16 protein-coding genes and 1 riboswitch are annotated in these 20,156 nt (G+C 71.9%); of the genes, 7 read left to right on the forward strand and 9 right to left on the reverse strand.

Annotated features, from left to right (window positions below; all coding sequences use genetic code 11):
* Nucleotides 1-152: 152 nt before the first annotated feature.
* The 6 genes from ABUW04_RS33845 to ABUW04_RS33870 all read right to left on the reverse strand — a co-directional run bounded on the left by ABUW04_RS33845 (nt 153) and on the right by ABUW04_RS33870 (nt 7,932).
* Entirely contained in the window at nt 153-1,259 is a 1,107-nt protein-coding gene (locus ABUW04_RS33845; RefSeq protein WP_084713297.1) for an ROK family glucokinase, read from the reverse strand.
* Entirely contained in the window at nt 1,256-2,086 is an 831-nt protein-coding gene (locus ABUW04_RS33850; protein ID WP_380568276.1) for an ATP-binding cassette domain-containing protein, read from the reverse strand. Before ABUW04_RS33850 ends, ABUW04_RS33845 begins: the two co-directional genes overlap by 4 nt.
* A complete protein-coding gene (locus ABUW04_RS33855; RefSeq protein WP_380568277.1) occupies nt 2,083-3,123 on the reverse strand; it encodes an ABC transporter permease in 1,041 nt (346 codons plus the stop codon). The genes ABUW04_RS33850 and ABUW04_RS33855 overlap by 4 nt, the downstream gene beginning before the upstream one ends.
* Nucleotides 3,120-4,133: a sugar ABC transporter substrate-binding protein gene (locus ABUW04_RS33860; RefSeq protein ID WP_380568278.1), complete on the reverse strand. Its 1,014-nt coding sequence runs from the start codon at nt 4,131-4,133 to the stop codon at nt 3,120-3,122. Before ABUW04_RS33860 ends, ABUW04_RS33855 begins: the two co-directional genes overlap by 4 nt.
* 60 nt (nt 4,134-4,193) lie before the next feature.
* Nucleotides 4,194-5,768 (reverse strand): PucR family transcriptional regulator, encoded by a 1,575-nt coding sequence (locus tag ABUW04_RS33865; protein ID WP_380568279.1) that lies wholly within the window; start codon nt 5,766-5,768, stop codon nt 4,194-4,196.
* Nucleotides 5,769-5,898: 130 nt separating this feature from the next.
* Entirely contained in the window at nt 5,899-7,932 is a 2,034-nt protein-coding gene (locus tag ABUW04_RS33870; protein ID WP_380568280.1) for a M3 family metallopeptidase, read from the reverse strand.
* A 255-nt stretch (nt 7,933-8,187) separates the two neighbouring features.
* Between ABUW04_RS33870 and ABUW04_RS33875 the strand changes: the two genes are divergently transcribed.
* The 7 genes from ABUW04_RS33875 (at nt 8,188) to ABUW04_RS33905 (ending at nt 17,558) form a co-directional block, all read left to right on the forward strand.
* Nucleotides 8,188-9,096, forward strand: coding sequence for an FAD binding domain-containing protein (locus ABUW04_RS33875; protein WP_030248060.1), 909 nt, complete (start codon nt 8,188-8,190; stop codon nt 9,094-9,096).
* On the forward strand, nt 9,093-9,584 hold the full coding sequence (locus tag ABUW04_RS33880; protein ID WP_380568281.1) for a (2Fe-2S)-binding protein: 492 nt from the start codon (nt 9,093-9,095) through the stop codon (nt 9,582-9,584). The genes ABUW04_RS33875 and ABUW04_RS33880 overlap by 4 nt, the downstream gene beginning before the upstream one ends.
* Before the next feature lie 26 nt (nt 9,585-9,610).
* A complete protein-coding gene (pucD, locus tag ABUW04_RS33885; RefSeq protein WP_051724764.1) occupies nt 9,611-11,956 on the forward strand; it encodes a xanthine dehydrogenase subunit D in 2,346 nt (781 codons plus the stop codon).
* A gap of 307 nt (nt 11,957-12,263) precedes the next feature.
* Nucleotides 12,264-13,766 (forward strand): NCS2 family permease, encoded by a 1,503-nt coding sequence (locus ABUW04_RS33890; RefSeq protein WP_380568282.1) that lies wholly within the window; start codon nt 12,264-12,266, stop codon nt 13,764-13,766.
* Between the two features lie 47 nt (nt 13,767-13,813).
* Nucleotides 13,814-15,007, forward strand: a complete 1,194-nt coding sequence (locus tag ABUW04_RS33895) for an XdhC family protein (protein WP_380568283.1) — start codon at nt 13,814-13,816, stop codon at nt 15,005-15,007.
* 37 nt (nt 15,008-15,044) lie between these two features.
* Nucleotides 15,045-15,130: riboswitch (ZMP/ZTP riboswitch) on the forward strand.
* 20 nt (nt 15,131-15,150) lie between these two features.
* A complete protein-coding gene (locus ABUW04_RS33900; RefSeq protein WP_380568284.1) occupies nt 15,151-15,999 on the forward strand; it encodes a bifunctional 5,10-methylenetetrahydrofolate dehydrogenase/5,10-methenyltetrahydrofolate cyclohydrolase in 849 nt (282 codons plus the stop codon).
* A gap of 140 nt (nt 16,000-16,139) precedes the next feature.
* Nucleotides 16,140-17,558, forward strand: a complete 1,419-nt coding sequence (locus ABUW04_RS33905; protein WP_232241959.1) for a sugar porter family MFS transporter — start codon at nt 16,140-16,142, stop codon at nt 17,556-17,558.
* An 88-nt stretch (nt 17,559-17,646) separates the two neighbouring features.
* Here ABUW04_RS33905 and ABUW04_RS33910 read toward each other — a convergent pair whose 3' ends face one another.
* From ABUW04_RS33910 to ABUW04_RS33920, 3 genes are all read right to left on the reverse strand, one after another.
* Nucleotides 17,647-18,399 carry a GOLPH3/VPS74 family protein gene (locus tag ABUW04_RS33910; protein WP_030248073.1) on the reverse strand — a complete coding sequence of 251 codons (753 nt, stop codon included), beginning with the start codon at nt 18,397-18,399 and terminating at the stop codon, nt 17,647-17,649.
* 73 nt (nt 18,400-18,472) lie between these two features.
* Nucleotides 18,473-19,255 carry an IclR family transcriptional regulator gene (locus tag ABUW04_RS33915; protein WP_084713368.1) on the reverse strand — a complete coding sequence of 261 codons (783 nt, stop codon included), beginning with the start codon at nt 19,253-19,255 and terminating at the stop codon, nt 18,473-18,475.
* A gap of 87 nt (nt 19,256-19,342) precedes the next feature.
* Complete coding sequence (locus ABUW04_RS33920) at nt 19,343-20,131, reverse strand: VOC family protein (RefSeq protein ID WP_030248078.1); 789 nt, start codon at nt 20,129-20,131, stop codon at nt 19,343-19,345.
* Nucleotides 20,132-20,156 lie beyond the last annotated feature (25 nt).

Consider the following 20,156-nt stretch of genomic DNA (forward strand, 5'->3'; position numbering starts at 1 on the left):
GGGGTCGAGCGGCGCGGCCCAGCCGCGCACATCCAACCGGAAGGTCCAGCGGTTCGGTTTCCCTGACGTTGCGTCAGTATTTCCGGGCGAAAAATTACCCCATGTTGACTGACGCATGATCAGTTCAGTTGCGGCTCAAGGCAATTGATCGTTCATCCGCCGGAGCGGCGCTCCACCCGGCTGCGCTTCACGGTGCGGAACCGGCGCGCCACCTGCCGGGCCAGGTCGGCCGCGCCGACCAGCCCGGCCTCGTTGCCCAGCCGGGCCAGCACGATGTCCGCCTCGGGCCGGAAGCCGCGTCCGGTCAGGTTGCGCCGGAACGCCTCGCGGGCCGGGCCGATCAGCAGCTCACCCGCCGCGGAGACCCCGCCGCCGATCACGAAGCGGCCCGGGTCCAGCGCCGCGGCCAGGTTGGCGATGCCCAGACCGAGCCAGTGCCCGATCTCCTGGAGCAGTTCCACCGCCACCGCGTCGCCCTGCTGCGCCGCCTCGGTCACCAGCGGGCCGGTGATCAGCGCGACATCGCCGTCGACCCGGTCCAGCAGCGGCTGGGCCACCGGCGACTCGGCCGCGGCCAGCTCCCTTGCCTCGCGGACCAGGGCGTTGCCGGAGGAGTACTGCTCCCAGCAGCCCCGGTTGCCGCAGGGGCAGCGCAGCCCGCCCGGCACCACCGTCATATGGCCGAACTCCCCGGCCATGCCGTACCGCCCGCGCTCCAGCCAGCCGTCGCGGACGATGGCGCCGCCGATGCCGGTGCCCAGGTTCACCATCACCAGGTGGTCTGTGCCGGCGCCGGCGCCGAAGCGCCACTCGGCCCAGGCGGCGGCGTTGGCGTCGTTCTCGACCACCACCGGGAGCCTGAGCCGCGAGCTCAGCGCCTCCCGCAGCGGCTCGTTGCGCCAGGACAGGTGCGGGGCGAAGAGCACCCTGGACCGGTCGGCGTCCACGAACCCGGCCGCGCCGATGCCGACCGCGTGCACGTCATGACGGTCCGCCAGGTCCAGCACCAGCTCGGTGATAGTGTCCTCGACCACCTTGGGGCTCTTGCTCTTGTGCGGCGTCTCGGTGCGCAGCTGCTCCAGGATCCGTCCCTCGCCGTCCACCACCCCGGCGGCGATCTTGGTGCCGCCGATGTCGATGCCCACGGTCGGCAGCCGCAGCAGCCCGGGGCGGGGGGCGCCGTCGCGGCGCGGGGCGGTCCGGCGCCTGGCGGCGCTGAGTCCGGAGACGCGGGTGTACGGGGTACGCGGGGTGGTCACGTGGTCGGTTCCGTTCCTTCACCGGGATCTGCTGGCACCACCCCGGCGCGCCGCAGCTCATGGCTGAGTTCGGCGAGCTCGGAGCCTCCGGCCATCTCGGCCGTCAGCTGTTCCAGGGTGATCTCCGCCCTGGTGTGGCTGCCGGCCATCCTCCCTCTTTTCAGCAGCAGGAAGCGATCTCCGACCAGGTAGGCGTGGTGCGGGTTGTGGGTGATCAGCACCACGCCCAGCCCCTGGTCCCGGGCGGCGGCGACGTACTTGAGCACCACCCCGGACTGCTTCACCCCCAGCGCGGCCGTGGGCTCGTCCAGGACCAGCACCTTCGCGCCGAAGTGGACCGCCCGGGCGATCGCGGTGCACTGCCGCTCGCCGCCGGAGAGGGTGCCGATCGGCTGGTCCACGTCGCGCAGGTCGATGCCCATCCGCAGCAGCGCCTCCCGGGTGGTGGCCCGCATCGCGGCGACGTCCAGCCTGGCCGTAGGACCGCGGCCGCGCTGCAGCTCCGAGCCGAGGAAGAAGTTGCGCCAGACCGGCATCAGCGGCACCACGGCCAGGTCCTGGTAGACGGTGGCGATGCCCCGGTCCAGGGCCTGCCGCGGCGAGGAGAGGTGCACCTCCTCGCCCGAGATCCGGTACGAGCCGGTGTCATGGGCGTGCAGCCCGGCGACCACCTTGATCAGGGTGGACTTGCCGGCGCCGTTGTCACCCAGCACACAGCTGATCGAACCGGCGTCGACCACCAGGTCGACGTCGCGCAGCGCCAGCACGCTGCCGTAGTTCTTGCCGATCCCGGAGAGCTCCAGCAGGGGAGCAGGCGGGGTGGTCATCTGTGCTCCGCCCGGCGCCGCACCCAGGAGTTGAGCAGGGTGGCCAGCAGCAGCATCGCGCCGAGGAAGAACTTGAACCAGTCCGGGTCCCACTGCGCGTAGACGATGCCTTTGCTGGTCATCCCGAAGATCGCCGCCCCCAGCGCCGAGCCGGCCGCCGAGCCGTAGCCGCCGGTGATCAGGCAGCCGCCGATGACCGCGGCGACGATGTAGATCAGCTCGTTGCCGACGCCCTCGCCGGACTGCACCGTGTCGAAGGAGAACAGCAGGTGCTGGCCCAGGATCCAGGCGCACAGCGCCACCCCCAGATACAGCGCGATCTTCGTCCGGCCGACCGGCACCCCCACTGCCCTGGCCGCGTCGGCGTCCCCGCCCACCGCGAAGACCCAGTTGCCGAAGCGGGTCCGCAGCAGCAGCCAGCCGGCGACCAGCACCAGGCCCAGCCACCACCACACCGTCGCCCGGACCGTCAGCCCGCCCACGGTGAAGGAGCCGGCGAACAGCCAGGCGCAGGAGCGGTAGCCCTGCATGTCGGCGATCGACTTGGTCGCCACCGTGCCGTCCACCAGCTGGGTCACGCCCAGGTTGGCGCCGGTCAGCATCAGGAAGGTGCCCAGGGTGACGATGAAGCTGGGCAGCCGGGTCCGGGTCAGCACCCAGCCGTTGAACAGCCCGATGCCCAGCGTGACCACCAGTGAGACCCCGACCCCGACCCAGGTCACCGCCGTGAACTGGTACGACACCATGGACGAGGCCAGCGCCGCGGTGGTGACCAGCACCCCGGCCGACAGGTCGAACTCGCCGCCGATCATCAGCAGCGCCACCGGCACCGCCATGATGCCGATGGTGGAGGCCGAGTAGAGCACCGTGCCCAGCGCGCCCGGGGTGAGGAAGGTGCTGGTGACGACGGCGAAGAAGAGGAACACCGCCACCGCGCCGACCAGCGCGCCCAGCTCCGGACGCGCCATCAGCCGGCGCACCGCGGACCGGGGAGCCAGCCGCTCGTCCCCCGCTGACAGCAGGTCAGGACCGCTCATCGGGTCCCCCTGGCGACGTATTGGGCCAGCGCGGGCGCGTCCTTGGCGGTGAGGATCTGCGGCCCGGTCGCCACCGGGCTGCCGCCGCCCAGCACATTGAGGTTGTACTTGTAGAGCCAGAGCAGGTCCACGCCCTCGTAGCCCTGCAGATAGGGCTGCTGGTCCACGGCGAAGCCGACCGTCCCGGACTTCAGCCCGGCCACCACCTGGCTGCTGAGGTCGAAGGTGTCGGTCTCGGTGCTCCCGGCCGCCCGGCCCGCGTCGCCGACCGCCTGCAGCGCGGTGGCGGCCAGCGGCGCGCTCAGCGTCAGCACGGTGTCCACCGAGGCGTCCGCCTGCAGCTTCGCCGAGATCGCCGCCTTGGCGTCCGGCAGGTCGGTGCCGTTGACGTAGAGCACCTGCAGCGGGCCGCCGAAGCCGGCCCTGGCGCCGTTGCAGCGCTGCTCCTGGCCGACGTTGCCCTGCTCGTGGATGACGCACAGCACGCTCCGGCGCCCGCGCTGCTTCAGCTCGGCCCCGGCGGCCTTCCCGGCGGTGGACTCGTCCTGGCCGACATGGGTCAGCGCGCCGAACTTCGCCGCGTACTCCTCGCCGGAGTTGACGCTGATCACCGGGATCCCGGCCGCCTCCGCCTTGGCCAGCACGTCCTTCATGGCGTCGCCCTTGGCCAGGGTGACGATCAGTCCGTCGACCTTCTGGTCGATCGCGGCCTGCACCAGCTGCACCTGGTTGGCCGTGTTGGCGTCGTTGGAGTAGAGGAAGTTGATGTTGTCCTTGGCGGCGGCCTGCTCCGAGCCCTTGCGGACGGTGTCCCAGAAGGAGTCGCCGCTGCCGGCGTGGGTGACCATGGCGAAGGTCCAGCGCGGGGTGGTGACCCCGGAGCCGCCGCCGGCCGCCGCGGCCGAACGGGCGGCCTCCTCGGCCCGCAGCCCGCCGGTGCTGCTGCAGCCCGTCAGCATGAGGGCCGAGGCCATTACGGCTGCGGCGGCGGGCAGGAGGGGACGGCGCATGGCCCCAGTCTGCGCTGACCCGCCGTCAGCCGCCGTCCGCGTTCACCCGGGCGGGTGGCGTCAGGACAGCTCCAGGGCCAGGTAGAAGTCCACCCGGTCCTCCAGCTTGGACAGGTCCCGCCCGGTCAGCTCCTCGATCCGCCCGATCCGGTACCGCAGCGTGTTGACGTGCACGTGCAGCGCGGCGGCGCAGCGGGTCCAGGAGCCGTCGTAGCGCAGGAACGCGCCGAGGGTGCGGACCAGGTCGGCCTGGTGCTCCAGGTCGTAGCCGATGACCCGGTCCAGCAGCCTGCTGCGGAAGGCCCGCCGCACCTCGTCCGGGACCGCGGCGAGCAGCAGCACGTGCGAGGCCAGTTCCTCGGGGCCGCTGACGCAGATCCGGCCGACCCGGGAGGACGCGATCCGGCGGGCGTGCCGGGCCTCCTCCAGCGCGCCGCGCAGCCCGCCCGCCGAGGCGGCCGGGGCACTGGCGCCCAGGGTCAGCCGTCCGTCCGCGCCGAGCCCCGCCTCCAGCGGCGCCAGCAGGGCGCGCAGCAGCTCCGCCATGGTGCTGCCGTCGGCCGGCTCGGGGACCAGCAGGATCGCGCCGGTTCCGCCGCCGCCGATCAGGGCCCGGTCGTCCGCGCCGGTCAGCGCCTCGACCAGGGCGGCCCGGGCGGCGCCCTCGGGCAACCCCTGGCCCTCGGCCGAGACCACCACCCAGGAGTCCGGCATCGGGGTGCCCAGGGCGGTCTGCGCCATCGCCAGCGAGGCCTCCAGCGCCCGGCTGAGCTCCTCCGGCGGGGCGTCCCGCTGCAGCAGCGTGATCACCTCGTCGGCCAGCCGGATCCGCAGCCTTCGGCTCTCGTCCCGGCGCTCCCGCTCGGCCCCGGCCAGCCGGGCCAGGTTCTCGGCGAGCTGCTGCCGCTTGGGCGTCCACTCGGTGACGTCGCCCTCGACCGCCAGCAGCCACTGCGCCAGCAGCCCGGTGCCCTCCGCGGCGACCGGCAGCACCGAGAACTGCCGGCTGCCGACCCGGGCCCGGACCGACGGGCCGGGACGGCGGCGCTGGCCGTCCAGATGGGCCCGGACCAGTTGGTCCCGTTCGGCCTCGTTGAGCCGGTCGGGTGGTCCGGCGACCACCCGACCGCTGGGGGTCAGCACCCAGCAGTCCAGGTCCAGATCGCCGCCGAGCAGCTCCAGCACCGCGTCCAGACCGGCCCCGCCGCTGGCGGAGACCAGCACCCGGTGCCGGTCCACCAGCGCCGACAGGTCGGCGGCCCGGTCCGCCGACACCTGCCGCACCACGTACTCGGTGAGCTGCGCGAAGGCCACGTCCTCGGGCACCGCGAACAGCGGCATCCGGTGCCGCTCGCAGGCCGCGACCAGGTCCTCGGGCACCGGCCCGACCTCGGCCTCGCCCGCCGCCAGCCCGACGGCGCCGGCGGCGGCGAGGCCCCGGACGAACCGCTCCGAGTCCTCGGCGCCGCTGCGCCACAGCATCCCGGTGAGCACCAGCTCACCGCCCTGCAGGTACCGCCCGGGGTCATGCAGGTCGGTGGTCATCACCCCGGACACCACCCGGTCCAGCTCCTCGCGCCCGGCCAGCAGGCGCAGCCGCGGTGCGGCAGGCGCGAGCAGTGCTCCGATCCGCACGGGGATACCTCCGGGTTGACGTTTTGTGGCAAGCGCGTTGCCGCACGTTACCCGACCCAACCCACCATGGAGCAACCCCGAACGCACCCCAGGGGCGCGGGGAACTGCGCGCCCAGCCACCCACAGCGGATCAGCCGGTCAACCCCCTCCGCACCAACAACGGCTCAACCTCCGGCCCCCTCCCCCGGAACCCCGCAAACGCCGCCATCGCGTCCTTGCTCCCGCCGACGGCGAGCAGCTCCCTGCGGAAGATCTCCCCGCTCTCCCGGATCGACTTCCCGTTCTCCTTGAACCACTCCACCGTGTCCGCGTCCAGCACCTCGGACCAGATGTAGCCGTAGTACCCGGCCGCGTACCACCCGCCCGCGAAGATGTGCGCGAAGTACCCGCTGCGGTAGCGCACCGGGATCTCCGGCATCGCGATGCCGTACCGCTCCAGCGCCGCGGTCTCGAAGGCCTCGACGTCCCCGGGGTCGGTCCCGGCCGGGACGGTGTGCCAGGCCCAGTCGAGCAGCGTCGCAGCCAGGTACTCCACGGTCCGGAAGCCCTCACCGAAGGCCTCGGCCTGCTTCATCCGGGTGACCAGCTCGGCCGGCATCGGCTCGCCGGTGACGTGGTGCTTGGCGTAGTTGGCCAGCACCAGCGGCCAGTCCGCCCACATCTCGTTGACCTGCGAGGGGTACTCGACGAAGTCCTGGGCCACCTGGGTCCCGGAGGCCAGCGGGTAGCGGACGTCGGAGAGCAGGCCGTGCAGCGCGTGGCCGAACTCGTGGAACAGGGTGGTGACCTCGTCCCAGCTCAGCAGCGCGGGCTCACCGGCCGGGGGCTTGACGATGTTCAGGTTGTTCACCACCACCGGCAGCGTGCCCAGCAGGTGCGACTGCAGCACCACCTCGTTCATCCAGGCGCCGCCGCGCTTGGACTCGCGGGCGAACCAGTCGCCGATGAACAGCCCGACCGGGCTGCCGTCGGCGTCCTTGACCTCGAAGACCCGGCTGTCGGGGTGGTGGCCGACCAGGTCGGTGCGCTCGGTGAAGCTCAGCCCGTAGACCTGCTCGGCGGCGAAGAACGCGCCGTTGCGGATCACCGACTCCAGCTCCAGGTAGGGCCGCATCACCGAGGCGTCGACGTCGTAGCGGGCCTTGCGGACCTTCTCGGACCAGTACTTCCAGTCGGCGGCCTCGATCCGCTCCACGCCAGCCTCGGCGGCCAGCGCCTCGGCCTCGCGGCGGGCGTTGGCGACCGCCGGGCGGACCAGTCCGGTCAGCATGGTCTCCACGGCCTCGGTGCTGCCGGCCGTCTGGTCGGCGACCACGTACTCGGCGTGGTTGGCGAAGCCCAGCAGCGCGGCGCGCTCGGCGCGGAGCACCACCATCCGCCGGATCAGGTCGGGGTTGGACCCGGCGCCGCGCCCGAGCGAGGCGGCCAGCAGCCGGCGGCGCACCGCGGGATCGTCCAGCGACGCGAGCTCGGGCTGGTTGCTGAAGCTCTGCAGGCTGAGCACGTACTTGCCGTCGCGCCCCAGCGCACGGCCGTTCTCGGCGGCGGCCGCGACGGCCAGCTCGGGGAGTCCGGCCAGCTCCTCGGCGCTGTCCAGGACCAGGGCGGCCGCCCTGGTGTCGGCGAAGACGTTCTGCTCGAACGCGGTGCCCAGCGAGGCCAGCTCGGCGTTGATCTGCCGCAACCGGTCCCGCTCGGCCTCGCCCAGGCGCGCCCCGGCCCGGACGAAGCGGTCGTGGTAGCGCTGCAGGAGATGCTCCGACTCCGGGTCCAGCCGCAGCTCGGCGCGCTGCTGGTAGAGCGCGTCGATCCGGGCGAAGAGGGCCTGGTCCAGGTTGATCGCATCGCTGTGCTCGGCCAGCCGGGGGCTGATCTCGGCGTCCAACGCCTGCAGGCCCGGAGTGGTGTCGGACGCGGTCTTGTTGGAAAAGGCGAGCGACACCCGGCTCAGCACGGCGCCTGAGCGCTCCAGAGCCTCGATGGTGTTCTCGAAGGTCGGCGGCTCCGGGCTGCCGGTCCCTGAACTGCCGCTGATGGCGGCGACCTCGGCGAGCTGCTCCGCCATGCCCGCCTCGAAGGCGGGGAGGTAGTGCTCCTCGCGGATCTCGGCGAACGGCGGCAGCTCGAACGGCAGGGGGCTGGGGCTCAGGAAGGGGTTGCTCATCCGCCAGACACTACGCCTCGGGGTGGCAGCTCAGCCCCTGAATTCCGACGCGGGTCCGCCCGGTGACGACGCCGTGAACGGAGGGCCATCGGTTGGAGAAAAGTACAGCGGCTCCGGTGGCTCCGTACCGAGGGGTTCATGCCATCAGTGACTGCCGACACACCCCCCGGCGCTTGTCTACTGCTCACAACCCCGCACAGCTGCAGCAGACCCCCACAGCACGACACACCGCACGTCTGACAAAGGAGTCACCGCATGGAGTTCCTGCGGCCCGCCACCTGGGACGAGGCACTCGCGGCGAAGGCCGAGAACCCGTCCGCGCTGCCGATCTCCGGCGGCACCGATGTGATGGTCGAGCTCAACTTCGACCGCCACCGCCCCGGCGCCCTGCTCGACCTGAACCGCATCACCGAGCTCACCGAGTGGGAGTCAGGAACCTACGAGGGCCAGGACGGGGAGGTGATCCGGCTGGGCGCCGCGGTGCCCTACGCCCGGATCACCAAGGAGCTGTCCGGACCGCTGCAGGGCCTGTCCATCGCGGGCAACACGGTCGGCTCCCCGCAGATCCGCAACCGCGGCAGCGTGGGCGGCAACCTGGGCGGCGCCTCCCCCGCCGGTGACGCCCACCCCGCCCTGCTGGCGGCCGGCAAGGACGTGTTCGTCGAGGCCGAGTCGGTGCGCGGTACCCGGCTGATCGCCATCGACGACTTCTACGTCGGGGTCAAGCGCAACAGCCTGCAGCCGGACGAGCTGATCCGCGCGGTCCGCATCCCGGTCGCGGACGGGCCGCAGCAGTTCTCCAAGATCGGCACCCGCAACGCCATGGTCATCGCGGTCTGCGCGTTCGGCTTCGCGCTGCACCCGAAGAACGGGACGGTCGGCACCGGCATCGGCTCCGCCGCGCCCACCCCGCGCCGGGCCCCCGAGGCCGAGCAGTTCCTCGCCGACGAGCTGGCCGAGCGCGGCCTGTGGCAGAGCGGCGGCCTGATCGGCCCGGCCGCCGTCCAGCGCTTCGGCGAACTGGTCTCCGCCGCCGCCTCCCCCATCGACGACGTGCGCGGCAGCGCGGCCTACCGCCGCCACGCCCTCGCGGTGATGGCCCGGCGGACCCTGACCTGGACCTGGAACGAGTACACGCAGTCCCTGAGGAGCGCAGCAGCATGAGGGTGACCTTCAACGCCAACGGTCGGCCGGTCGAGGCCGACGACGTCTGGGAGGGCGAGAGCCTGCTGTTCATGCTGCGCGAGCGGCTGGGCCTGCCGGGCTCCAAGAACGCCTGCGAGCAGGGCGAGTGCGGCTCCTGCACGGTCTACCTGGACGGCTCGCCGGTCTGCAGCTGTCTGGTCGCGGCCGGCCAGGTGCAGGACCGCGAGGTCCGCACCGTCGAGGGCCTGGCCGACGACGAGAACGGCCTGGACCCGGTGCAGCAGGCGTTCATCGACGCCGGCGCCGTCCAGTGCGGCTTCTGCACCCCCGGCCTGCTGGTGCAGACCCACGACCTGCTGGAGCGCGAGCCGCAGCCCAGCGACAGCGACATCCGCGAGGCCCTGTCCGGCAACCTCTGCCGCTGCACCGGCTACGAGAAGATCATGGACGCGGTCCGCCTCGCCTCCGCCCGCAAGTGCAGCAACAGCTCGGAGGTGTCCCAGTGAGTGCCCGCAACTCCGCCACGCGGACCATCCGCGGCGAGAAGAACCTCCAGGACATCACCACCGCGCACCCGGACGGCATCGGCGGCTCCCCGCTGCGGCCCGACGGCACGCTGAAGGTCAGGGGCGAGTTCGCCTACTCCTCCGACCTGTGGCACGAGGACATGCTCTGGGGCATGGCGCTGCGCTCGCCGCACGCCCACGCCCGGATCCTCTCCATCGACACCACCGAGGCGCTGACCCAGCCCGGCGTGTACGCGGTGATGACCCACGAGGACATCCCCGGCAGCAAGTACTACGGCCTGGAGATCCAGGACCAGCCTGCGCTGGCCTTCGGCAAGGTCCGCTACCACGGCGAGGCCGTCGCCATCGTCGCCGCCGACCACCCGGAGACCGCGCGCCGGGCGCTGGCGAAGATCAAGGTCGAGTACGAGGTGCTCGCCCCGATCACCACCGAGGAGCACTGCCAGAACCCGGAGACCTTCGGCTACGTCCACGAGCCCGAGGAGTACCGGGGCCACGCCTCCGGCAATGTGGTGCACTCCCAGAAGGTCGTCTCCGGCCTCGGCGTGAACGACGACGTCCGGGCCATGGCCGACGTCGTGGTGGTCGGCGAGTACGAGGTCGGCATGCAGGACCAGGCCTTCCTCGGCCCGGAGTCCGGCCTGGCGGTGCCCGCCGAGGACGGCGGCATCGACCTGTACATCGCCACCCAGTGGCTGCACGTGGACCGCCAGCAGGTGGCGCCGGTGCTCGGGCTGCCCGAGAACAAGGTGCGGCTCACCCTGGCCGGCGTCGGCGGCGCCTTCGGCGGCCGCGAGGACCTGTCCATGCAGATCCACGCCTGCCTGCTGGCGCAGCGCACCGGAAAGCCCGTCAAGATCGTGTACTCCCGCGAGGAGTCCTTCTTCGGGCACGTCCACCGCCACCCGGCGAAGATGCGCTACGAGCACGGCGCCACCCGCGACGGCAGGCTCGTCTACATGGACGCCCGGATCGTGCTGGACGGCGGCGCCTACGCCTCCGCCTCCCCGGCCGTGGTCGGCAACGCCTCCTCGCTGAGCGTGGGCCCCTACGAGGTGCCCAACGTCAACGTGCTGGCCATCGCCTACTACAGCAACAACCCGTCCTGCGGCGCGATGCGCGGCTTCGGCGCGGTCCAGGCCTGCTTCGCCTACGAGACCCAGCTGGACCGGCTGGCCGCGGAGCTGGGCATGGACCCGGTGGAGCTGCGCCAGCTGAACGCCGTCTCGCAGGGCTCGCACCTGCCGACCGGTCAGGTCATCGACGCCCCGGCGCCGGTGGCCGAGCTGCTGCAGAAGGTCAAGGACCTGCCGCTGCCGCCGCCGCTGGACACCGAGCACCACCTGGACATCCGCGAGCTGCCCGGCGCGCTGTCGAACACCTCGCACGGCGAGGGCATCGTCCGCGGCGTGGGCTACGCGGTGGGCCTGAAGAACGTCGGCTTCTCCGAGGGCTTCGACGACTACTCCACCGCCCGGGTCCGTCTCGAGGTCATCGGCGGCGAGCCGGTCGCCATGGTGCACACCGCGATGGCCGAGGTCGGCCAGGGCGGCGTCACCGTGCACGGCCAGATCGCCCGCACCGAGCTGGGCGTGGAGCAGGTCACCATCCACCCGGCCAACACCGAGGTCGGCTCGGCGGGCTCCACCTCCGCCTCCCGGCAGACCTACATGACCGGCGGCGCGGTGAAGCTGGCCGCCGAGGCGGTCCGCAACGAGCTGTTCAACCTGGGGCGTTCGCGCTACGGCTGGACCTACAACGACCTTTCGCTGATCGGCGGCAAGGTCGTCTCCGCCTCGGCCGGCGTGCTGATTTCCATGGTGGACCTGCTCGGCGACCAGGCGATCGACCTGACCCGCGAGCACCACCACCGGCCCACCGTCCCCTTCGACAAGGAGACCGGGCAGGGCTTCGGCCACGTCCAGTACACCTTCTGCGCGCACCGCGCGGTAGTGGACGTGGACGTGGAGCTGGGCCTGGTGAAGGTGGTCGAGCTGGCCGCCGCCCAGGACGTCGGCAAGGCGCTGAACCCGCTGTCGGTGATCGGCCAGATCCAGGGCGGCTCCACCCAGGGCCTGGGCCTGGCCGTGATGGAGGAGATCATCACCAAGGACGGGAAGGTGCGCAATCCCTCCTTCACCGACTACCTGATCCCCACCATCCTGGACACCCCGCCGCAGCCGGTCGAGATCATGGAACTGGCCGACCCCAACGCCCCGTACGGGCTGCGCGGCGTCGGCGAGGCCCCCACCCTCTCCTCCACGCCGGCCATCGTCTCGGCCATCCGCGCCGCGACCGGCCTGGCCCTGAACCGGGTGCCGGTCCGTCCGGAACACATCACCGGGACCTGAGGGTCCGTCATGAACCTCCCCGGGGCGGCCGTCCTGTCTTCCCACAGATCCGCCCCGGGGTTGCACCACCGCAGTAGCCGCAGTATCCGCACCACCGCAGTACCGAGCCGCAGTACCGAGGTACAGGCATGAACCACCAGGCGCACGACCGGATCAGCACCACCGCCCGTACACCGCTCTCGCCGGAGCCGTACGGACGGACAGCACCACCTGCGAGCCGCACCGTCCCCTGTTCCCCTACCAGACGGGCCATCAGGCCGGCCGCGAGCCCCACCCCAACCCCCTATGAACCTTGGGAGTGGAACCCGTGACCCAGATCCCCACGGAATCCAGAGTTACCGCCGAGACCGACGCGGACGCCACCTCGTCCCCGTCCCCGTCGTCGGCCCATCCCGCGCCGAAGAACGCGCTGGACGCCTATTTCAAGATCAGCGCCCGTGGCTCGTCCATCGGCAACGAGATCCGCGGCGGCCTCACCACCTTCATGGCGATGGCCTACATCCTGCTGTTGAACCCGATCATCCTCTCGGTCGCGGACGTCAACGGCGCCCATCTGAACCACGCTCAGGTCACCACCGCCACCGCCCTGGCGGCGGCGGTCACCACCATCCTGCTCGGCGTGGTCGGCAACGCCCCGCTCGCCGCGGCGGCCGGGCTCAGCGTCTCCAACACCCTCGCCGCCGTGATGGCCCCGCACGTCACCTGGCCGCAGGCGATGGGCCTCTGCGTGATCTACGGCGCGCTGATCGTGATCATGGTCGTCTCCGGACTCCGAGAGATGATCATGAACGGCATCCCGCTGGCGATCAAGCACGCGATCACCATCGGCATCGGGCTGTTCATCGCACTGATCGGCCTGGTCAACGCCGGATTCGTGACCCGCGTCCCGGACGCGGCGCACTCCGACACCCCGGTCCAGCTCGGCTCCATCGGCAACCTGACCGGCTGGCCGGTGCTGATCTTCGCGATCACGCTGCTGTCGATCTTCGTGCTCCAGGTCCGCAAGGTCCGCGGCGCGATCCTGATCGGCATCGCCATCGGCACCGTGCTCTCGCTGATCCTGCAGGCGGCGCTGAACCTGCCGGCCAGCACCTGGGGCCTGTCCGTGCCCAAGTGGCCCGGCAACCCGGTCTCCGCCCCGAACTTCGGGCTCTTCGGCCACATCGACCTGTTCGGCGCCTTCGGCTCGCACGGCATGGGCGCGCTGAGCGCGGGCTTCGCGGTCTTCACCCTGGTCCTGGCCGGCTTCTTCGACGCGATGGCCACCATCATCGGCATCGGCACCGAGGCCGGGCTGGCCGACAAGCAGGGCCGGATGCCCGGACTGTCCAAGGCCCTGCTGGTGGACGGCGCCGGCGGCGCGATCGGCGGCCTGGCCGGCGCCTCGGGCCAGACGGTGTTCATCGAGTCCGCCACCGGCGTCGGCGACGGCGCCAGGACCGGCTTCGCCAGCGTGGTCACCGGCGCGGTCTTCGCCTTCATGCTCTTCTTCACCCCGCTGGCGGGCATGGTCCCGGGCCAGGTCGCCGCGGCCGCCCTGGTCGTGATCGGCTCGATGATGCTCACCCAGGCCCGCCACATCGACTGGGGCGACCGGGAGGTGGCCATCCCGGCCTTCCTCACCATCGCGCTGATGCCGTTCACCTACTCGATCACCGCGGGTGTCGGCGCCGGTGTCATCTCCTACGTGGTCATCAAGGCCGGCGCGGGCAAGTGGCGCGAGCCCGGCGTACTGATGTGGTCGCTCTCGCTGGTGTTCGTCGTCTTCTTCGCCCTGCACCCGCTGAAGGCCTGGCTCGGCATCCACTAGCCGGCCCTCCTCCCCCCATCCCCCTCCACGTTCCGAAGGAGCCACCCATGCAGGACATCGCCGAGCAGCTCGACGCCTGGCATGCAGCGGGTCGCTCCTTCGCCGTGGCCACCGTGGTGTCCGTCTCCGGGAGCGCCCCGCGCGATCCCGGGGCGGCGCTGGCCGTGGACAGCGACGGCGAGGCCGTCGGCAGCGTGTCGGGGGGATGCGTGGAGGGGGCGGTCTACGAGCTGTGCCAGTCCGCGCTCGCGTCCGGGAAGCCGGAGCTGCACCGCTTCGGCTTCTCGGACGAGGACGCCTTCGCCGTCGGTCTGACCTGCGGCGGCATCATCGACGTCTTCGTCCAGCCGGTCGTCCCCGGCGCCTCGGAGGGGCTGGACGCCGCCCTCGCCCACATCCACTCGGGCACCCCGGTGGCCCTGGTCCGCGCCGTCGCCGGACCGGCCGCCCTGCTCGGCTCCGCCCTGGCCGTCACCGGCGACACCCACCACGGCACCCTCGGCCGGTACCCGGCGCTGGAACGGGCCGCCGCCACCCACGGCCGGGCCATGCTGGACGCCGGGCGCACCGGGCAGTTCACCCTGGCCCTGGACGGCCGGCCGTGCACCCCCGACGCCACCTCGGCGGAGACCGATGCCGACTCCGAACGGACCGTCACCTTCTTCGTCGAGTCGCACGTCCCCGCCCCCCGGATGATCGTCTTCGGGGCCATCGACTTCGCCGCGGCGGTCGCCCGCATCGGCGGCTTCCTCGGTTACCACGTCACCGTCTGCGACGCCCGGCCGGTCTTCGCCACCGAGCGCCGCTTCCCCAGCGCCGACGCCGTCGTCGTCGACTGGCCGCACCGCTACCTGGACGCCGAGGTCGCCGCCGGACGGGTGGACGGCCGCACCGCGCTGTGCGTGCTGACGCACGACGCCAAGTTCGACATCCCGCTGCTGGAGCGGGCGCTGCGGCTGCCGCTGGGCTTCGTCGGCGCGATGGGGTCGCGCCGCACCCACCTGGAGCGGCTGGACCGGCTGCGCGAGGCCGGCCTGACCGAGGTCGAGCTGAACCGGCTGCGCTCCCCCATCGGGCTGGACCTCGGCGCCCGCACCCCGGAGGAGACGGCGGTCGCCGTCGCCGCCGAGATCGTCGCCCACCGCCGCGGCGGCACCTGCCTGCCGCTCAGCAGCCACAGCGGCCCGATCCACCACGACCACCCGCTGCGGGTCAGCGACCTGCCGCGCCGGATCGCGTGAGGCCCCCGGGCCCGCGAGGCGGATGACCTATGCTTCCCGGGCGGGCCGTAACTGGCGCTTGGGTGGACCACCACCGGGGAGCGACCCGCCTTCGGAGCGAAGCCGCGCGCCTGGGCACACCCTTCCAGCACCGGGATCCGCCCATGTCCGCCCAGCTCATGTCCGGTACCGCCCTCGCCCGGCAGATCGTCGAACGCTGCGCCCGGCGGGCGCAGTCCCTGTTCGAGGAGCACGGCGTCCGGCCCGCCCTCGCCACCGTCCTGGTCGGCGACGACCCGGCCTCGGTCACCTACGTCACCATGAAGCGCAACCGCTCCGCCAAGGCGGGGATCGACTCCCGCCTGGTCCGGCTGCCCGCCGAGACCACGACGGCGGAGCTGGTCGCCGCGGTGCGAGCGCTCTCCGACGACCCCGGCGTGCACGGCATCCTGCTGCAGCACCCGGTCCCCGCGCACATCGACGAGCGGGCCGCCTTCGAGGCCATCGCCCCGGCCAAGGACGTCGACGGCGTCACCATGCACTCCTTCGCCGCCATGGCCTTCGGCGAGCCCGGCTTCGCCTCCTGCACCCCGGGCGGCATCATCCGTCTCCTCGACGCCCACGGCGTGGAACTGAGCGGCCGTCAGGCCGTCGTGGTGGGCCGCAGCCCGATCCTGGGCAAGCCGATGGGCATGCTGCTGCTGGCCCGCGACGCCACCGTCACCTACTGCCACTCCCGGACCGTCGACCTGGCCTCGCACCTGGCCGCCGCCGACATCGTGGTGGCCGCCGTCGGCAGGCCCGAGTTCATCAAGGGCCGCGACCTCAAGCCCGGCGCCGTCGTCGTCGACGCCGGCTACAACCCCGGCAACGTGGGCGACGTCGACTTCGCCGGCGCGATGGAACGAGCCGCCCTGGTCACCCCGGTCCCCGGCGGAGTCGGCCCGATGACGATCGCGGTGCTGCTGGAACAGACGGTGGACGCGGCGGAGCGCGTTTTGTTCAACTTGTGACGTGTCATGTACTCCCACCTGCCCGAATTTAGGTCACTTTGACTTCACATCTTGAAGGCATATTCTCAGCTGGTTGACCAAAGTCTTCAAGCCACAGCCTTCAAGTCCGGCGAGGATGCCGGACGCCAAGGAGCACCGCAGTGACCAGCACCACCCTGCCCACGTCCGCCAGGCCCCCTCGCAGCGCCGGCGACAGTCTGGGCCACGTCATCTTCATCACCGCCGCCGCTGCCATGGGCGGCTTCCTCTTCGGCTACGACAGCTCCGTCATCAACGGCGCCACCGGTGCGATCCAGAGCAAGTACGGCATCGGCTCCGCCGAGCTGGCCCAGGTCGTCGCCATCGCGCTGATCGGCTGCGCCATCGGCGCCGCCGTGGCCGGGCGGGTCGCGGACCGGATCGGGCGCATCCGCGTCATGCAGATCGCCGCCGTGCTGTTCACCGTCAGCGCCGTCGGCTCGGCGCTCTCCTTCGCCGTGTGGGACCTCGCGCTGTGGCGCGTCATCGGCGGCTTCGGCATCGGCATGGCCTCCGTCATCGGCCCCGCCTACATAGCCGAGGTCGCGCCGCCGGCCTACCGCGGCCGGCTGGCCTCGTTCCAGCAGGCAGCCATCGTCATCGGCATCGCCATCTCCCAGCTCGTCAACTGGGGCCTGCTCAACGCCGCCGGCGGCAACGACCGCGGCCACCTGCTGGGCCTGGAGGCCTGGCAGGTCATGCTCGGCGTGATGGTGGTCCCGGCCGTGGTCTACGGGCTGCTGTCGTTCGCCATCCCCGAGTCCCCGCGCTTCCTGATCTCGGTCGGCAAGACCGACCGCGCCAAGGCCGTCATCGCCGAGGTCGAGGGCGAGAGCCGGGACCTGGACGCCCGGGTCGCCGAGATCCGCGCCGGCATGGAGTCCGAGCACCAGTCCACCTTCAAGGACCTGCTCGGGGCCCGCTTCGGCTTCAAGCCGATCGTCTGGGTCGGCATCGGCCTGGCCGTGTTCCAGCAGCTGGTCGGCATCAACGTCGCCTTCTACTACTCGAACACGCTGTGGCAGTCGGTCGGCATCGACCCGAGCTCGTCCTTCCTCTACTCGTTCACCACCTCGATCGTGAACATCGTCGGTACCGTCGTCGCGATGATCCTGGTCGACCGGATCGGACGCCGGGCGCTCGCCCTGATCGGCTCCTCCGGCATGGCCGTCTCGCTGGCCTTTGAGGCCTGGGCGTTCTCGGCCAAGTCCGGGGAGACGCTGCCGCACGGCCAGGGCATGGTGGCGCTGATCGCCGCCCACGCGTTCGTCTTCTTCTTCGCGATGTCCTGGGGCGTCGTGGTCTGGGTCATGCTCGGCGAGATGTTCCCGAACCGGATCCGCGCCGCCGCGCTGGGTGTCGGCGCCGCAGCCAACTGGATCGCCAACTGGGTGATCACCGCGACCTTCCCGAGCCTCGCGGGCTGGAACCTCACCACGACCTACGTCATCTACACGGTCTTCGCCGCCCTCTCGATCCCCTTCGTGGCCAAGTTCGTGAAGGAGACCAAGGGCAAGCGACTCGAGGACATGGTCGGCTGACCAGCCGTCAGCAGCAGTTCCCAGTCCTCGGTCCGTTGACGGCGAGGGCGCGGCCCCTGGTGGCCGCGCCCTCGCCGTCGGCGTCGGATCAGATGCCTCCGCCGCCGAGGCCGGCGATGCTGGTGGTGGAGTCGCCCGGCGAGTTGTGCGACAACGAGTCGTAGCCGCCGCGCTTCTTCGGGCCGGCCGTGCGCAGCTGCACCACCGCGTCGCGGACCTGGCGGAGCACCGTGCGGACGGCGGTGTCCGGGTCGGCGAGCACCTCCGGGTCCGCGGCTGCCGGCAGTGCCTCGCTCAGGGAGCGGGTGGTCTCGGCGATCGACTCACGGAGCTCCTCCTGCTCGGGGCCCGGGAACAGCAGCGGGGTGAGGCCGGCCCGGTGGGCCAGCGCCGCGAAGGGCTCGTCCTCGGTCGCGAGCAGCGACAGCCGGGCGATCAGCCCGTCGCGTTCGGACGGGTCCGCGAGCGCGGTGCGGGAGGTCGGGATCAGGCCGAGGCGGCGGCCGCGCCGGGGGGCTATGGTGCCCTCGTCCTCCAGCAGGGCGCGGTAGCTGTCCCTGAGTTCCGGCGCATGCCGCTTGATCCAGGCCTGGACCACCTTGGGTTCGGGGATCAGCTTGATCACCGCGATCGCGCGGTCGAACCGCGGGTCGCCGGTGTGCGGTTCGGTCTGGGTCCGGCCGAGCAGCGTCAGATTGGCGCCGCGGATGCCGAGCCGTCCCGCCTCCAGCAGATCGAGGAGTTCCGCCCCGGCGAGGGCGCAGCCGAGCTCGGGTCCACCGTCCAGTTCGCCGGTCCGGTCGTCCCAGGCAAGCAGTGCCAGTTCTCGTCCGCGTGTCATACCTTCAACGTATGTCGCGGCGACCCCCATGGACAGGGCTGGGGCCTGCGGGTTCTCCGGCCGGGCGGAAATCTCAGAGCGACAGCGCCAGCAGCACCGGGGCGGCGCGGGAGGCGAGGGTCTCGGCGGTCTCACGGAGCCGGAAGGACTGGTCCAGCGGGAGCGAGAAGCCGAGCGCGCCGACGCTTCCCCCGGCCGTGACGGGCACCGCCGCGCAGACCGTCCCGAGGGCGTACTCCTGGAGGTCGAGCACCGGCACCGTAGCCGGCTGGCGGTCCAGCCGGTGCAGCAGCACCGTCTGGTCGATCTCGGTGCTGGGGGTGAACCGGGCGGCCGGGTGGCGGAAGAAGTGGTCCCGGCGGCCGTCGTGGTCCAGCTGGCCGAGCAGGCACTTGCCCAGGGCGCTGGCGTGGCCGGTGGCCCGGAAGTCCACCCATTCGTGGACGCTCGGGGTGGACGGACTGTCCACCACCACGTCCACGGAGACCTCGCCGTCCTGGTACCGGCTGAAGTAGACGGCGGCGCCGAGCTCGTCCCGCAGTGAGGAGAGCTTGGCCAGCAGCCGGGACTGGATCATCAGCTCGCGGCTGCCCTCGCCCAGCAGGGCCAGCGCACCGCCGATGACGTAGGCGCCGTCGTCCAGACGCTGCAGGTAGCCCTCGCGCTCCAGGGTGCGCAGCAGCCGCCGGGCCGCCTCGATCGGCAGCCCGACCTCGGCGGCCAGCTCGACCGGGGTGCTCCCGTGCGGGTGCCGGTCCACCGCCTCCAGCAGCCGCAGCGCACGCGCGACCGGGCCGCGCGGGGCCCCGGAAGGTGGGGCCGCATCGGCCGGACGGGTGCTGTTCTGTGCCGCCATGCCCATCAGAGTAATCAGCGACACGGCTGATGGGCATGGCTTGCACGGAAAGCGGGAATGACCGTACGTCAGTCCGATGGTCCGGGGTCAGCCCGTGGGCATGTCCTGGATGATCGAGAAGGACGCGCCCCAGGGGTCGGTCAGCGCCGCCATCCGGCCGAAGGGGGTGTCCTGCGGCGCCGAGGTGACGTTGGCGCCGCGCTTGACGGCGGCGTCCACGGTGCTGTCGGTGTCGTCGACGCAGAAGTAGGTCATCCAGTGCGAGGGGACCTCCTCCGGGAAGTTCTCGTCGGTCATCGGGTTGATGCCGCCGACCGGGCGTCCGTCGACCTGGATGGTGAGGTAGCCGCCGGGACCCTCGGGCGCGCCGGGGATCGGGCCGACGCCGAGGCCGAACACGGTCTTGTAGAAGGCGCCGGAGGCCTCCGCGTCGCGGGAGTTGCACTCGTTCCAGGCCAGCGCGCCCGGTTCGTTGACGAGCTGCGCGCCGATGAAGTCCTTGTGCTGCCAGACGCCGAAGACCGCGCCGGCCGGGTCGACCGCGACCATCATCCGGCCGAGGGTCATCACGTCCATCGGCGGCATCATGATGGTGCCGCCGGCCTTGCCGATGGCGGCCGCGGTGGCCTCGGCGTCGCCGGTGGCCAGGTAGGTGGTCCAGACGGTGGGCGTGGACTCGTCCATGGTCGGGCCGATGCCGGCGACCGGCAGGCCCTTGTAGGTACAGACCGCGTAGCCGCCGGTCTCGGCGGCCCCGGGCTCGCCCTGCCAGCCGAGGATGTCGCGGTAGAAGTCGAGTGCGGCCTGCTGGTCCGGGACCATCAGGTCCACCCAGCAGGGGGTTCCAGGTGCGTATGGGGCTTTGACTTCGGGCATCGGTGCGAGCCTCCGGAATGAGACG

It is taken from the genome of Streptacidiphilus jeojiensis (genome assembly GCF_042510965.1).
Taxonomy (GTDB): domain Bacteria; phylum Actinomycetota; class Actinomycetes; order Streptomycetales; family Streptomycetaceae; genus Streptacidiphilus; species Streptacidiphilus jeojiensis.